The sequence below is a fragment of the Bhargavaea beijingensis genome (genome assembly GCF_900101985.1).
Classification (GTDB): domain Bacteria; phylum Bacillota; class Bacilli; order Bacillales_A; family Planococcaceae; genus Bhargavaea; species Bhargavaea beijingensis.
This window is the reverse complement of the sequence record NZ_FNAR01000002.1, coordinates 182207-197617: the sequence shown is the minus strand read 5'-3', so window position 1 is coordinate 197617 and position 15411 is coordinate 182207. Positions and strand designations below refer to the sequence as shown.

Below are 15411 nucleotides of genomic sequence, written 5' to 3'. Positions count from 1 at the left end.
ATATAGTCATATAGGGGAGATGAACAGAACTTATTGGTTGATGGACACGTTCCAGAAGTTTGGACCGGACAGGTTGGTATAACCGCTCAGGTCCTTGGAATAGCCGGATACACGTGAGTTTGTCCCCGTGTTGATGATCGGCAGATCTTCCCACATTAGCTGTTGCAGTTGTGCATAAAGTTCTTTTGCTTCGTCTTGGGAAGCAGCAACGTTAATTTCATCCAGCAAACGGTCGATATCAGGGTTATTTGTCCAGCCCGGCCATTCTGTTGCGGAATCAAGGAATACAAACTGATGAGGGGTGAACGTTGTCGAGAACCCTGTATAGAAAATATTGTAGGCGGACGGATCATTGCGGCGTTCCAGAAGAGTCGGCCAGTCATAAACATCCAGCTTTACATTCATTCCGATTTCCTCTAATTGTTGCTGAGTTGCAACCGCTGCGTTGTAATGGTGTTCATAGTCACGGCTCGTGAGAATCACAATTTCTTCTCCGTTATAACCTGATTCTTCGAGTAATTGTTTCGCTTTGTCTACATCCTTTTGGTTGTAGTTTTCCTTACCTGTATCTGTGTACCAGTCAACTTGGCTTTCAAGGAATAGACTTGGATCCAAGTCATAGTAATCCTCTCCTGTGAACGCAGAGCTCATAATGACTTCCATGTCCAGTGCATAGTTAACGGCCTGGCGAGCCTTTACATCCGTGAACAGCCCTTCTTTTTTATTAAAGACAAGCCCTTCAATTCCATATGGCCATACATCCACTTCAACTTGCGGATTGCCTTCCACCTGAGGAATCGAGTCGTAGCTCAGCATGTGCGCGAAGTGATATTGACCGCTCATCAGACCATTTACACGAGTAGAAGCATCTGGTACGAACCTCCAATTGATCGAATCGACAAACGCTTCCTTTTTGCCACCAAGACCATCCGTGGCATCTTCATCTGCTACGTAGTCTTCAAACTTCTTGAACTGGATGACTTCGTCTTGCTTCCATTCAACGAATTGGAATGGACCAGTTCCGATATATTCTTTTGCTCCGGTCGCATCTGCAGATTCTGCTACTTCCTTAGGCATGATTGCCGCAAGATTACCAACATCAGCCAAGAAGTGCATGATCAGAGAAGAGGGATTAGACAGATTGAGTTCCACCGTGTAGTCATCGGCTGCCACCCATTCATGTTCTCCAAGTTCCGGTTTGCTCTTTGCCCACTTCTGCATCGATGCAACGACATCAGCAGAGGTCATTTCTTCTCCATTGTGGAATAGGACACCCTCTCGCAATTTGAAAGTAACTTTTTTATTATCGTCACTTACCTCAAATGAATCAGCCAACTGCGGAATGACCTCATAATTTTCGTTAATGGTAACGAGGCCCTCGTAAATCACTTTTGCCGCATCCCTAGTTGCTTCAGCAGTAGTTCCATGCGGATCTAATGTCTGCGGTTGTGTAGGATATGCCACTTCCAAAGTTCCCCCGGTCTTGACTTCCCCTCCACTCCCTTGTTCCGAGCCCTCGACTTCCGGTTCGGAATCTCCATTACAAGCTGCGAGAAACAAGACCAGCATAAGCAGCAGCAGCCCGACAATTTTCGATTTACCCTTCACACTTTCCACCCCTTTAGTTTTCGCTGATAATATCCAAAATCATTAGAATATTATCACTTGTTAAGAATTATAATGAAGTGTATAATTCATTTCAATACAAAATGTTGCGAAAACTTTAAAAAGGTGATGAAATGACGCCAAAGTATGTCACGGAAACCGAACTTGTCTTTTCGGATCTCAGTAAAGGATTGAAAAAGGTAGCGGAATGTTTGCTGCATGATCCTATTACATTTGCGATCCATCCTGCGAAGAAAATCGGAAAAATTATCGGTGTCAGTGAAACCATGATCATCCGGTTTTGCCGTTCTATCGGCTACGAGGGGTTCAGTCAGCTTCAAGAGGAAGTACGAAAAGAAATGATGCACTTTCATCAAGGAGCACCCCTACCGGAAAAAGAACCCTACGAGATGAATCCTTTTGCTCAAAATGTAAAGGACGATATACACATACTTCAATCTAACCTTGAGAACATGGATCCAGATAGCCTATCATCCATTGCAGCAATGATGAGTCAGAGCGAGCGTGTGATAGTCGTCGGCTATTATCAATCGCAGGCTTTTGCCTATTGGCTTTTCTTCAACTTAAACTACATAACCGGAAATGCCTATTTGTATCGCCCGGATATCGATGCGAGACTGCTCGATATCACCCCCAAAAATTCCTGTGTAGTTGTATTTTCTTTTTATCGATATGCGATGGATACAATCCGGTTTGCGGAAGAGGCGAAGAAAAAGGGGCTGTCCGTAATCTTGATCACCGACTCACGAGTATCACCCGCAATAGAGTTCGCTGATCATGTGATCTCGATTAACCTGTCTGATGCCTCTTTGCTGAGGAAAGGCCCCGTAATATTATCAATCGTAAATTCCGTACTGACTGAAATCGTAAAACAAGTTGACCAGTCAGATATTCCCGCTAGCATGTTCAAATATTTTATAAAGGACGGCGAGAGAAAAAATGACGATTATGACTTCGATTAAAAAGCAGGTAGAGGAAACGTTTGAGTACCTTCACAGGCATCCCGAAATAAGTTGGGAAGAAGTGGAAACCACGAAGTATATTAGAGATATATTAGAAGAGAACGACTGCGAGGTAACGACGTTCGAAGATTGCACTGGAGTTATCGGGAAGTTCGGGGACTTCGAAAAAGGGTTGCCGGTAGTAGCGGTAAGAGCAGATATGGATGCCCTATGGCAGGAAGTGGACGGGAAGTTCCAGCCGAACCATTCTTGCGGTCATGATGCCCATATGGCTATGGTTTTGGGTGTGTTGTGGAAACTGAGAGAGCAACCGGAGTTGGCAGACAAAGTCGCTGTAAAATTGATTTTCCAACCGGCGGAAGAAAAAGGGTCCGGAGCATTGAAGATGATTGAACAGGGAGTCATCGATGATGTTGACTACTTATTTGGAATTCACCTTCGACCCGGACAAGAAACGAGTCTTGGAAGAGCAACTCCAGTCATTGTGCACGGTGCAACCAAAATGATTGTGGGAGAAATCAAAGGACATGATGCACATGGAGCAAGACCGCATCTAAATATCAATTCCATCGAAGTAGGCGTCCAGATTGTAAACATGATTCGCCAAATCCACTTGGATCCCCGCATTCCCCACTCTGTGAAAATGACACAGTTCCAAGCAGGCGGAAAGAATGTGAATATTGTTCCGGGTAATGCAACATTTTCGTTAGATTTAAGAGCTCAGAATAACCAGTTGATGGAAGAACTTACCCGAAAGGTTGAAGAGATACTCTCCTCACTTCAAAGCTTCTACAAGACAGAGATTAACATCACCCACACTCATGGAATAGTTGCGGCTGAAAACCACCAGGAGGCAGTTGGTATCATGCGGCAGTCCATAGCAGACGTTTTGGGAGAACAACAGGTTGATGAGCCACTCCTTACACCAGGAGGCGACGATTTTCATTATTATTCCGTTAACAAACCCTCTTTAAAGGCCACGATGGTCGGACTCGGATGTGATCTCGGTCCAGGATTACACCACCCTGCGATGACCTTTAATCAGGAAGCCCTGATCAATGGAGCCGAAATACTCCACCGGGCAATCTTAAATACTTACCAACTCGAACAGACAAGTCGATGATCATTTTGAGCTTCCGGATAACCGGAGGCTCCTTTTTATGACGGTTACTATTAATCTCAGCAAAGATACTTGCCAGGATTGCCCGCACTCCCTCTTTTCTCTAAACTGATAGTAATAAGAAGACTCAGACATCAGGAGGCTGGCATCTTGGGGATTTTGGAGTTTCGTCAGGTGGAGAAGATGGCGGGGAATCAGGTCGTTTTTCCCCGTTTTGATTTGAGTGTGAAGCCGGGTGCGGTAACGGCTGTGCAGTGCGAGCATGAGGCAGGGGTGCAGCTGATCGGGATGGTGACGGGGATGGCTCCCGCTTCCCACGGGGAGGTTCGGTTTGCCGGAGAGCCGGTCGGACGGCATTTCCGGGACCTGGCCTCGCGGGTTGGTTTGATGCTGCTGGATGATGCCTTATATGATCGGCTGACGCCGGACGAGCAGCTCCGGCTGTTCCGCAATCTTCATGGTGCCGGGTCTCCGGTTGAGGATTTGCTCAGGAGACTGGGGCTGGAGGAATGCGGCCGGACGAGGATTTCAAAACTGACATATTCGGAAAAACGACGTGTGCAGTTGGCACGGGCGCTCATCCATCAACCGGAATTGGTGGTTTTACAGGAGCCGGAGCAGAATCTGGATGTGGAGAGCCGGATCATCCTTCAGCGGGTGCTCTCGGAATTCACGGCGGGTGGCGGCGCAGTGCTTATGACGACGAGCAATTTGGAGAATGCGGTGACACTGGGCAATACCGTTTACCGGCTCAATGCAGGCGGACTGAAACTGTTCGAACTTGCAGAGGAGCCTGTTTCTGAAGAAAAAACGGAGCCTGTACATGAAGACGACATTCCCGTTCCCCAGCTCCAGTTCAACAAGATTCCGGCAAAAGTCCATGACAAGCTGATATTGTTTGATCCGACGGAGATCGTATTCGTTGAAAGTGTGGAAGGCCTCTCGCAGCTGCATGTCCAGGGCGAAACGTTCCCGTGTGCCATCAAGATGGCGGACCTCGAAACGCGCCTGCAGCCGTTCGGGTTTTTCCGCTGCCACCGGTCGTATATCGTGAACCTCCAGCGTGTGCGCGAAGTGATCACATGGACACGCAACAGCTACAGCCTGATTCTGGAGGATCCCAATAAAAGCACCGTTCCCCTCTCCAGGGGCAAGTATGCTGAGCTGAAAACGTTCCTCGGCATCTGACCATTCTGTCAGCACTAATATTAGCGCTCCGTTCATCGGCAATAGACTCCATTCACCATGTCTCGGGCTCCTTTCGCCTTGATCTTACTGCGTTCTTTTAAACGGCGCGGTAAAGTGGGGTCAAGAAAACGAACGGCAGAAAAGGAGCGAACATGATGGAACAGATCATTGAGGTCAACAACCTCGTCAAATCATTCGGAGATAAACCCGCGCTGAAAAATGTGGATTTCTGTGTCCGCAAGGGCGAGACGATCGGATTCCTCGGACCGAGCGGATCGGGCAAGACGACGACAATCAAGATCCTGACGGCCCAGCTCGCCGCGACGGCAGGAGATGTCCGGGTGTTCGGGGAGCCGGCCCACCTGTTAAAAGACCCTGCGCGCATGAAGAAGATCGGCATCCTCACCGATAACAGCGGCCTGTATGACCGGCTGACGGTGCAGGACAATCTCGCACTCTATGCGGATTTGTACGGAGTCAGAAAAGAGCGTATCCGTGAAGTGCTGGCAATGGTGAATCTTCTCGGCGAGGAGCGGACCCCCGTCAAAAAGCTTTCCAAGGGAATGAAGCAGCGTGTCACACTGGCCCGGGCCATCCTTCACAAGCCGGCGCTCCTGTTTCTGGATGAGCCGACTTCGGCACTTGATCCGACGACGACGAAGCAGATTCATGAAGGCTTGCGGGAGCTGAACCGGGAAGGGACGACCATCTTCCTCACCACTCATGACATGGATGAAGCGGAAGCGCTGTGCGACCGTGTCGCCTTCCTCCATGACGGAGAAATCAAGCTGTTCGATACGCCCCAAAACCTGCGGACAATGTCCGGCAGCCCGACGATTTCGCTTTTATTGAAAGACAAAACGACTGTCACCGTCGAGCCGGATGAATCCGGCGCTGCCGCAATTGCCGGCTACATGGCCAGCGGAAACCTGCTGACGATCCACTCGAATGAACCGACACTCGGCGACCTGTTCGTACAACTGACCGGGAGGAACCTATAATGACCTCATTTTCGATAAAGCGTGTCAATGCGATTTTCGTCAAAGACTGGAAAGACCTGCAGCGCAACTCGTACGTGCTGTTTACACTGGCGCTGCCCCTCTTCTTCGCCGCCTGGCTCGGGCGAATCGGCGAGGACAGTGCTGAAATGATCGCCTTCCCGATCGTCTTCGCCCTGGTCATCGCCGGTGCCTTCGTGCAGGCGGCGATGGTTGCGGAGGAAAAGGAAAAGAATACGTTGCGCGGACTGCTGCTGTCTCCGGCAAGCGTGACGGAAGTGTTTGTTGGAAAAAGCCTGCTGAGCGGGATCATGACCGTGGCGGTCGTGACTGGCTGCATCTGGCTCGCTGAGTTTAAGGTCCCTTCCCTCCCGCTGTTTGCTTTGAGCATTGTCATCGCGCTCGTCTTGTTCCTCGCGATCGGCACACTTCTCGGATTGCTGTCCCGTACCGTCATGGAAACGAGCATCATCGGCATGCCTGTCATGCTGATTTTCGGAATGTCGTCGATGTTCAAGTCGATGATTACGAATGAAACGATTTTGACCGTGCTGGATTATCTTCCAAACGAACTTCTGATGAAGATCTGGTCCGGGTTGGAAAGCGGATCGTTCGTCGGGGAATCTTTTCTTATCCTGACCGTATGGGCGTTGGTGTCTGTTGCAGCGACTGTGGTGGTTTACCGGAAACGACGGATGGACTGATTGATTTTGAGCTCCGGCAACTAAGTGCCGGAGCTCAGTTTCGTCATTCGATGAAGAAGTTTCGTCATTCGGGTCTCCAGTTTCGTCATTCGGCCGCCATATTGAGGGGAATGACGAAACTTTCCGGTCCAATGCCGAAACTGAACGGACGAATGACGAAACCAAACCGTCGAATGACGAAACCGGCTATTGAACAGTTTCCCTTAGCCCGGAGTCCCCGACTTTTTTTATCCTCCTCACTTTCCATGCGCCTCAACAGTTAGCAAGCGCTTCCATGGCGACTGACTATTAATCAGAATAGAAATACTTTTTAAAAGTCGTTGACTTCCCTGTCGGTTCGAAGTAGAGTTAGTTCCAATTGTTGCACTAATCGAATATGTACATCTTTTCTTATCCAGAGAGACCGAGGGACAGGCCCTAGGACGTCTCGGCAGCGGACCCCAATTGTTGGCGGCACCGTGCTAATTCCTGCAGATGCAGTTGCATCTGGAAGATGAGAAAAAGATGGCCCTGACAGGTCTTCTTTTTCTCTTTGTGAGATTAAGAAGATTTTTTTATTTTGACAACGGGAGGTTCGCCGGATGATTGAATTTAAACAAGTGTCCAAGACGTTCCGGCTTGGAAAGCGTGAGGTTCACGCGGTAAAGGATGTGTCGCTGACAGTCGAGCAGGGCGACATCTACGGAATAATCGGCTTTAGCGGTGCCGGTAAAAGCACGTTGCTGCGGCTGGTGAACTTGCTGGAGCGGCCGAGTGAGGGCTCGATCGAAATCCAGGGCGTCAATGTGACCTCCCTCTCCGCCAAAGAGCTGAGGAAGCAGCGGCGGAACATCGGGATGATCTTCCAGAACTTCAACCTGTTCAATTCGCGGACGGTGGCCGGAAACATTGCGTATCCGCTGAAGCTTGCCGGCACTCCGAGGCATGAGATCAACAAGCGTGTCGAGGAGCTTCTCCGTTTTGTCGGGCTGGCGGACAAAGCGAAGGATTATCCGGATCAGCTGTCGGGCGGGCAGAAGCAGCGCGTCGGGATTGCCCGGGCGCTCGCGACCAACCCGGACATCCTGATCTGTGACGAGGCGACTTCCGCGCTGGACCCGGATACGACGGCTGATGTGCTGCGGCTCCTGAAACAGGTCAACCGGGAATTCGGGATCACGATCCTCCTGATCACCCATGAGATGGAAGTGATCCAGTCGGTCTGCACGAAGGTCGCCGTCATGGAAAACGGTGAAGTGATCGAGTCGGGCGGCGTGTTCGAAGTGTTCACGGACCCGCAGCACGGGACGACGAGGCGGTTCATCCGCTCCGTCCAGCAGGACCTCCCTTCCCCGAATGTCCTCGCCGAATGGCGGGAATCGGGAGGCGGCAAGCTGTACCGGCTCCAGTTCAAGGGGCCGGTTGCGAACGAACCGGTGCTTTCGACGGTGACGGCCAAGCACGGCATCACCTTCAACATCGTGTACGGTTCCGTCCGGGAGCTGGAGGAGCGGCTGTTCGGGAATCTGATTGTCTCATTCCTCGGCGCTCCCGCGGCCGTCCAAAACGCCATCAAGGAAATTGCCACACTGACTGACATCGGGGAGGTGCAGGAAATTGAACGTTGATTGGACATCCTTCTGGCCGCGGATCGTCGAGGCGACGGGCCAGACGATCACGATGGTCATTGCCACACTCATCTTTGGGTCGATCCTTGGAATCATTATGGGGCTTCTCCTGTTTGTGACCCGCCAGAACAATATTCTGGAGAATAAGTTCGTCTTTAATCTATTGAACCTCATCATCAACATCATCCGGCCGGTGCCGTTCATCATCTTCCTCGTCGCCATCTCGCAGCTGACACGGCTTGTGGTCGGCACGACGATCGGAACGGCTGCCGCCATCTTCCCGATGACGATCGTAGCCAGCTTCACGATTGCACGGGTCGTCGAGAACAACCTCGTCAGCATCGATCCCGGCGTCATCGAAGCGGCCCAGGCGATGGGCGCAAGCCCGATGCGGATCATCTTTACGGTCCTCATTCCGGAAGCGCTCGGTCCGCTCGTCCTCGGCCTGACGTTCGTGACGGTCACCCTGATCGACTTCTCGGCCGTTGCCGGAACGGTCGGCGGCGGAGGCCTCGGCCATATCGCGATGACTTACGGTTACCAGCGATTTGACGCCAGCGTCATGATCGTCACCGTGCTGATCCTGATCGTTCTGGTCCAACTGGCGCAGTGGCTCGGGAACACGGTTTCAAGGAAAATCATGCGGCGGTGATCAAAGCCGCTCCGCACTTATCCCCCAAAGAAGGAGATCTGCTGCTATGAAAAAGTTCTGGATTGTGGCAATCGCCCTGATTGCTTCCCTCGGCCTCGCGGCATGCGGCGGCGCAAGCGGAAAAAGCACGGACGGTGAAACCGTCAAAGTACGGATCGGCGTGAACGGCGCAGATGGCGCGCAGTGGCCGATCCTGAAGGAAAAGGCGGCGAAAGAAGGCATCGAGATCGAGTTGGTCGAGTTCGCCGATTACACGCTTCCGAACAACGCCCTCGCCCAGAAGGACATCGAGCTGAACGCCTTCCAGACGATCGCCTTTCTTGCCCAGTATTCCAGGGAAAGCGGCAATGAGCTTGTCCCGATCGGCTCTACGATGTTCGCGCCGATGGGCCTGTTTTCCGATAAGATCAAGGATGTCTCCGAACTGAAAAAAGGCGATAAAATCGCCATTCCGGATGACGCGGTCAGCCAGGCACGCGCGCTTCGCCTCTTGGAAAGCGCGGGGCTCCTGACCCTTTCGGATGATTTCGGATTGTTCGATGACCCGACGAAGATCAAAGAAAACAAGCTCGGCCTCGACATCATCCCGATGACACCACAGCAGACGCCACGCGCGCTTCCGGATGTCACGGCCTCCGTGATCAATAACGGCATTGCCGGGCAGGCGGGCCTCTCCCCTGTCGAAGACTCGATTTTCCTGGAAGATGAAAACGATGAAAACATCATCCCTTACATCAACACCATCGCGGCTCGCGCCGAGGACAAAGACAACGAAGCCTACCGGCGCATCGCCGAACTTTATCAGGAAGAGGACATTGAACAGGCAGTTAAAGAAGACACGAACGGCGGCTCGATCCTGATTAATCTCAGCCGGGAGCAGCTTGATGAATCATACGACAGATTAAAAAACGATTGATAAAAGGAGAATGACGATGAAGAAAATTGGGGTTCTGGCTATTGCCCTCATCGCCTCCCTCGCCCTTGCGGCATGCGGCGGCGCAAGCGGAGAAGAAACAGACGGGGAAACGGTCAAAGTGAAGATCGGCGTCAACGGCGCGGACGGCGCGCAGTGGCCGCTCCTGAAGGAAAAGGCGGCAAAAGAAGGCATCGAGATCGAACTGGTCGAGTTCGCCGACTACACGCTTCCGAACAACGCCCTCGCCCAGAAGGACATCCACCTGAACGCCTTCCAGCACATTGCGTTCCTCGGCCAGTACGTCACGGAAAGCGGCCATGACATCATCCCGATCGGTTCCACGATGTTCGCTCCGATGGGCCTGTATGCCGAGAAGATCTCCGACATTGCCGAACTGGAGGAAGGCGACAAGATCGCCATCCCGGATGACCCGTCCAACCAGGCACGCGCGCTCCTTCTTCTTGAGAGTGCCGGTCTGATCACCCTGGCAGACGACTTCGGCATGTTCGGCGACCCGTCCAAGATTGCGGAAAACAAGCTGAACCTTGAGATTCTTCCGATGAACGCCCAGCAGACGCCGCGCGTCCTGCCTGACGTCGCCGCTTCGGTCATCAACAACGGCGTAGCCGGACAGGCCGGCTTCTCCCCTGCAGAAGATGCGATCTTCGTGGAAGATGAAACCGACGAAAACGTCCACCCGTACGTCAACATCATCGCGGCACGCGCCGAGGACAAAGACAATGAAACGTACAAGCGCATCGCAGAGCTTTATCAGGAAAAAGACATCGCCGAGGCCGTCAAGGAAGACACGAACGACGGATCCATCCTCGTCGAACTCACCCAGGAAGAACTCGACAAGGCATTTGAAGATCTGAAAAAGTGATTTAGGGGAGGAAACCGGAATGACCATTGTTCAGGATGTGAGAGGGAAAGTTTGGGAGACGATCGATGAGAACCGCGAGCGTTATATCGGGGTAAGCCATGATATCCATGCCCGGCCCGAGATCGGGAATGAGGAAGTGTATGCGAGCGGCCGGCTGTCCGCACTGCTTGAGGAAGCCGGTTTCACCGTTACGAAGGATGTCGCCGGCCATGAAACGGCGTTCCACGCCGTGAAAGACAGCGGAAAAAAAGGCCCGTCCGTTGCTTACCTGGCGGAATATGATGCGCTCCCGGGACTGGGACATGCCTGCGGGCACAACATCATCGGGACAACGAGTGTTGCCGCGGCAATTGCCCTCGGGGAACGTCTGGATGAAACCGGAGGACGGGTCGTCGTTTTGGGCACGCCGGCCGAAGAAGGCGGCCCGAACGGCAGCGCGAAAGGAAGCTTTGTCCGCCACGGCTTCCTGGAGGATGTCGACGTCGCCATGATGATCCATCCGGGCGCCAAGACATCCCCGACCGGCGAAACGCTTGCCGTCGATCCGCTTGATTTCCATTTTTACGGCCGCTCCGCGCATGCCTCCGGCTCCCCGGAAAAAGGCATCAACGCGCTGGACGCCGTCATCGGCCTGTTCAACGGCATCAGCGCACTCCGCCAGCAGTTGCCTGCAGATGTCCGGATCCATGGCATCATCACACACGGCGGCGACGCACCGAACATCATCCCGGACTATGCCTCCGCCCGCTTCTTTATCCGCGCGGAAACCTGGGCCCGGACCGAAGAAGTTACCGCGAAAGTCCGCGCCGTCGCGGAAGGTGCAGCCCTCTCGACCGGTGCCACGGTCAAGATCGAGCGTTTCCAGAACGAAGTCCGCGACTTTGTCTTGAACCGCGTGCTTGATGAGGCGATCGGGCAGGAACTGTCAGCGGTCGGCGAGCATGTCGTCCATGAAACACGCTCCGGCAAGGGCTCCACCGATGCCGGCAACATCAGCTACGCGGTCCCGACCGCCCACCCGCACATCAAGATCGGGCCGGACGACCTGATCGGCCACACGTTCGAATTCCGCGAAGCCGCCGCCTCCCCTATGGGCGACGAAGCCCTCATCCGCGGCGCCAAAGCCCTTGCCGCGGCAGGCTATCGGCTGCTGACGGAAGAACCGCTGCTCCGGAAGATCCGGGAGGAATTCGAGCGGGCGCTTGCGGCGAAGGGTGGGTGATAGATTTCCCCCGCTCCGGCTTTTGCTGGAGCGGGGATTTTGATGTGGGGCTGGAGTGGCGGTGGTGATGATGGTTTCGTCATTCGGGGTTGTGGTTTCGTCATTCGGGGTTGCGGTTTCGTCATTCGCGGCAGTGGTTTCGTCATTCATCCTCCTCCTGGACATGAATGACGAAACTGTTCGGACGAATGACGAAACTGGCTTAACGAATGACGAAACCGGACGGACGAATGACGAAACCGTCAGCGGCTCCGTTTCTGAATCAGTGATTTTCCTGCCAGATGCCTCTTCGGATCAAACCGGAAAGCCTGTTTGCAGGTGCTTCCGAGTACGTCCAGCTCAAAACTGCTCAGATGCCGATGTCCGGTCGATACCGAGGGGATCCCAGTAAAATTGCAGTAGTCCCGGGTTGTGATGACGGGGTTGATCAGCAAGAAGCAGTCCAGCAAGGCGTCCCGATACGGATTGCCCGTTGGTTGTCCGCATTGCGGACAGTCCAGGGTTCTTCTGGTCTTCCACCCCAAAATGTTATGGCAGGTTTCGCATAAGAGACCTCTTTTATAGTCATCAGGATGGATATCATATCGCCGATCGGCCCGCACCCACTCAGGACCCAACTGCTCTGCAAGGATCCGGTTCACAATCATATGAGCAGGGGTGCCGCCGGTTGCGGCAGTTGTCCCGAAGTCCCGCCGCATGATGTAGGGCAATTCCTTTACCGAGACGAACGGGGCATGTTCAGGCAAGCCGAGCCACGTGTTGCGGGAGGCAAAGGCCACCACGCCTTTGACACTCGTCATCAGTTCTCTTTGGCGAAGCCATTCGATCAGAGCCTCCTTTTGATTTTCAAGCTGGATGATCGGGCAGTCGAACGTGAGAATCGAGCCGTCTTCCTCGATGCGTTCCAGCCTGCGGGGGTTCTCCTGATAGCGAAGTGTCCCCTTGAACAGCTTTGATTCAATGATGCCGATTCCGCGATCCGTCACCATCAATGTGTCAAACTGCGCGACATGCGACTTATTCATCCTGAGACGGATATCCCGGAGAACCCACCATTCCCTCGGCAGCCGTAACCCTTCCAGATATTGATCAACCTTTTGTTCCCCGCTGAATCCTGCTTCCAGCCTCCTGATCTGATCGCCAATCCTCTCCAGTTCCCGATGGCCCGGATATAATCTCCTCTGCATGCATTCCAACATCAGCAATTATAATGGATATGGCCGTACCCCCAATTCAATCCCCCCTTTGTAAAACCCTATCACGCCGGGAATCAGCAAGATACTCAGCTCGGAGAGATCACAAATTGGGGCATTTCTTGATGCCAAATTGGAAATATGATCTGGGAAGTGTATCAAAATGAGATTTTGCCGGGTTAACAAAGTCACAATTGGCACCGGCTCACATGGTGGTTTCGGCATTCACAGCTTTGGTTTCATCATTCACGCATTTAGTTTCTTCATTCACTGCGCCAGTTTCATCATTCAGCGGCGAGGTTTCGGCATTTGCCTTGGATGCAGTTTCCGCATTCGCCGTTCCAATTTCCTCATTCCCATTCAAAGTTTCGTCATTCCCGCACGAAGACTCGCCATTCGCATTCCCATACAAAAACCCCGCCATCTCCCATCCGGGAAGTGAGCGGGGTCCTTCCATATTAGCCGCAATCTCTGCGGCCGCATCGCCAGCCGGTTTGTCATCTCCCAGACACATCAGCTTTTACTCCTGGTCCTTTGAATAATTCAAATCCCAAGTAAATCCGAACCGGTCCTCGACTTTCGCGTAGATCGCGCCCCAGAACGTTTCCTGGAGTTCCATGATCCGGCGGCCTTCGTCGAGGAGCGCGTTGTAGAGGCGGCGGAGTTCCTCTTCGGAGTCGCAGTCGATAACGAGGGAGATGCTGCGGACGGGAACTTCCGGCTGCGGCTCGGTGGAGTCGGCGAGCATAAGCTGGAAGCTGCCGCGCTTCAGGTGGCAATGGATGACAAATTCCTCGGCGCCTTCGGGTGTGGGGAAGTCGGCTTCGCCGTAGGTTTGGATGCCGAGATTCTCCATTCCGAACAAGTCCGAATAAAACACGGCCGCTTCCTTTGCCCGGCCATAGAATGTGAGATAAGGTGTGATGCATTCTTTCATGAAATCCGCCCCGCTTTCATTTCTATTTGTCTTGACTCTTATAGGATACCCGATTCCGTGGCTGACAAGTCATTAACGCCGGGGCTTCACACAGGCAAACTCATACGAATTGGTTATCGTGCTATAGATCGTAAGGTCAACCGTTCCCCCATTGTCCAGGCAGCCTTCGGTCAGGGCGCTGATCTCCTGTTTGGTGAAGTGGTGTTGCGCGGCCAGGAGAATGGCCGCCGCGAGCAGGAGGGTGACTGCGAGAATGCCGATCATGTGTCTGGTTTGGACCATGGTGTCTCTCCTCTTTTATCTGATTCGGCCTGACTGTACCTTCCTCGGCTTCAGAAGCACGCCGGCCAGTGTGACCAGCCCGGCCACCAGGAGTTTCTGCATCTTTACACCACCCGGTTTTCAGGGGCGCGGCCCGACAGCACCGCTTCAATGTCTTCCGCGTTCATGCGCATCATGGCGAGGCGGGTTTTGACGCTGGCGCTGCCAATATGCGGGAGTGCAGTCACGTTCGGCAAGGCGAGGAGCTTGTGGTCGGATCCGATCGGTTCCCCTTCGAAGACGTCGAGTCCGGCAGCCCAGATGCCGCCGTTTTTCAGGGCATCATATAAGGCATCTTCGTCGACGATGCCGCCGCGTGCGGCGTTGACGAGGACGGCGGTTTCCTTCATGAGGCCGAGCTCGCGTTCGCCGATCATGCCGCGGGTTTCGTCGGTGAGCGGGGTGAGGATGACGACGAAGTCGGACTGCCCAAGCAAGGCATCCAACTCCGCGTACCGGAAGCCGAACATCGACTCGGCCTCCGGCTTGCGCGTACGGTTGTGGTAGAGCACGTCCATGTCGAAGCCGGCGGCGCGGCGCGCGACGCCTTCACCGATGCGGCCCATGCCGACGATGCCCAGTGTGGCACCGAAAATGTCCATGCCGGTGAAGCCCATCGGCGACCAGGACGTCCACTTGCCCTCGCGCAGGAAGCGCTCCGCCTGGCCGGTTTGCCTCGCCGCTGCGAGCATGAGCGTGAACGCCAGGTCCGCGGTCGTCTCCGTCAGGACGCCGGGCGTGTTCGTCACGAAGATTCCGTGTTCCTTGGCCGCATCCATGTCGACATTGTTATAGCCGACGGCAAGGTTTGCGATGACCTGGAGCGTTTCCCCTGCTTCAATCACGTCCCGGTCGACGGTATCGGCCACATTCGTCCAGAGCGCGTGGGCCGTCTTCGCCTTCTCGATGAGCACTTTTTTCGGCGGAACCTCGTCCTCGCTCTCCCACATGTCCACTTCGAATGCTTCCCGCAGCCCTTTGACCGCCTCTTCCGGCAACTTTCTTGTGATAAATACTTTCCTCATTCCCCGCATCCCCTTTCGATCATGGTGAAAAACCGCCGGAACTTGGATTCCGGCGGT

General features: G+C 53.6%; 16 protein-coding genes and 1 riboswitch. Of the genes, 10 read left to right on the top strand and 6 right to left on the bottom strand.

The genetic code is table 11. From position 1 onward, the window contains the following. Window positions 1–30 precede the first annotated feature (30 nt). Window positions 31–1608 carry an ABC transporter substrate-binding protein gene (locus BLT01_RS02740; protein ID WP_092094334.1) on the bottom strand — a complete coding sequence of 526 codons (1578 nt, stop codon included), beginning with the start codon at window positions 1606–1608 and terminating at the stop codon, window positions 31–33. A gap of 131 nt (window positions 1609–1739) precedes the next feature. Here BLT01_RS02740 and BLT01_RS02735 point away from each other — a divergent pair, with 131 nt between their 5' ends. From BLT01_RS02735 to BLT01_RS02690, 10 genes are all read left to right on the top strand, one after another. After that, a complete protein-coding gene (locus BLT01_RS02735) occupies window positions 1740–2588 on the top strand; it encodes a MurR/RpiR family transcriptional regulator (protein ID WP_092094332.1) in 849 nt (282 codons plus the stop codon). Next, window positions 2566–3711 carry a M20 peptidase aminoacylase family protein gene (locus BLT01_RS02730; RefSeq protein ID WP_218123184.1) on the top strand — a complete coding sequence of 382 codons (1146 nt, stop codon included), beginning with the start codon at window positions 2566–2568 and terminating at the stop codon, window positions 3709–3711. Before BLT01_RS02735 ends, BLT01_RS02730 begins: the two co-directional genes overlap by 23 nt. A 147-nt stretch (window positions 3712–3858) precedes the next feature. After that, window positions 3859–4896, top strand: coding sequence for a LytTR family transcriptional regulator DNA-binding domain-containing protein (locus BLT01_RS02725; protein ID WP_092094328.1), 1038 nt, complete (start codon window positions 3859–3861; stop codon window positions 4894–4896). Between the two features lie 155 nt (window positions 4897–5051). Then, window positions 5052–5897, top strand: a complete 846-nt coding sequence (locus tag BLT01_RS02720; protein ID WP_092094539.1) for an ABC transporter ATP-binding protein — start codon at window positions 5052–5054, stop codon at window positions 5895–5897. After that, on the top strand, window positions 5897–6598 hold the full coding sequence (locus BLT01_RS02715; RefSeq protein ID WP_176765003.1) for an ABC transporter permease: 702 nt from the start codon (window positions 5897–5899) through the stop codon (window positions 6596–6598). The genes BLT01_RS02720 and BLT01_RS02715 overlap by 1 nt, the downstream gene beginning before the upstream one ends. 387 nt (window positions 6599–6985) lie before the next feature. Beyond that, window positions 6986–7098, top strand: a riboswitch (SAM riboswitch). A gap of 81 nt (window positions 7099–7179) precedes the next feature. Further along, window positions 7180–8205: a methionine ABC transporter ATP-binding protein gene (locus BLT01_RS02710; RefSeq protein WP_092094324.1), complete on the top strand. Its 1026-nt coding sequence runs from the start codon at window positions 7180–7182 to the stop codon at window positions 8203–8205. Further along, a complete protein-coding gene (locus BLT01_RS02705) occupies window positions 8195–8857 on the top strand; it encodes a methionine ABC transporter permease (RefSeq protein ID WP_092094322.1) in 663 nt (220 codons plus the stop codon). The genes BLT01_RS02710 and BLT01_RS02705 overlap by 11 nt, the downstream gene beginning before the upstream one ends. A 46-nt stretch (window positions 8858–8903) precedes the next feature. Further along, window positions 8904–9773, top strand: coding sequence for a MetQ/NlpA family ABC transporter substrate-binding protein (locus BLT01_RS02700; protein ID WP_092094320.1), 870 nt, complete (start codon window positions 8904–8906; stop codon window positions 9771–9773). Between the two features lie 16 nt (window positions 9774–9789). Beyond that, a complete protein-coding gene (locus BLT01_RS02695) occupies window positions 9790–10656 on the top strand; it encodes a MetQ/NlpA family ABC transporter substrate-binding protein (protein ID WP_092094318.1) in 867 nt (288 codons plus the stop codon). Window positions 10657–10675: 19 nt separating this feature from the next. Next, window positions 10676–11878 carry a M20 family metallopeptidase gene (locus BLT01_RS02690; RefSeq protein ID WP_092094316.1) on the top strand — a complete coding sequence of 401 codons (1203 nt, stop codon included), beginning with the start codon at window positions 10676–10678 and terminating at the stop codon, window positions 11876–11878. A 242-nt stretch (window positions 11879–12120) separates the two neighbouring features. On the opposite strand, the gene BLT01_RS02685 is transcribed toward BLT01_RS02690, so the two are convergent. The 5 genes from BLT01_RS02685 to BLT01_RS02665 all read right to left on the bottom strand — a co-directional run bounded on the left by BLT01_RS02685 (window position 12121) and on the right by BLT01_RS02665 (window position 15354). Then, on the bottom strand, window positions 12121–13065 hold the full coding sequence (locus BLT01_RS02685; protein WP_176765002.1) for a nuclease-related domain-containing protein: 945 nt from the start codon (window positions 13063–13065) through the stop codon (window positions 12121–12123). A 211-nt stretch (window positions 13066–13276) separates the two neighbouring features. Continuing rightward, complete coding sequence (locus tag BLT01_RS02680; RefSeq protein ID WP_092094312.1) at window positions 13277–13585, bottom strand: hypothetical protein; 309 nt, start codon at window positions 13583–13585, stop codon at window positions 13277–13279. 6 nt (window positions 13586–13591) lie between these two features. Further along, on the bottom strand, window positions 13592–14008 hold the full coding sequence (locus BLT01_RS02675) for a VOC family protein (RefSeq protein ID WP_092094310.1): 417 nt from the start codon (window positions 14006–14008) through the stop codon (window positions 13592–13594). Window positions 14009–14080: 72 nt separating this feature from the next. Then, entirely contained in the window at window positions 14081–14290 is a 210-nt protein-coding gene (locus BLT01_RS02670) for a hypothetical protein (protein WP_092094308.1), read from the bottom strand. A gap of 104 nt (window positions 14291–14394) precedes the next feature. Then, complete coding sequence (locus tag BLT01_RS02665) at window positions 14395–15354, bottom strand: 2-hydroxyacid dehydrogenase (protein ID WP_092094306.1); 960 nt, start codon at window positions 15352–15354, stop codon at window positions 14395–14397. Window positions 15355–15411: the final 57 nt, after the last annotated feature.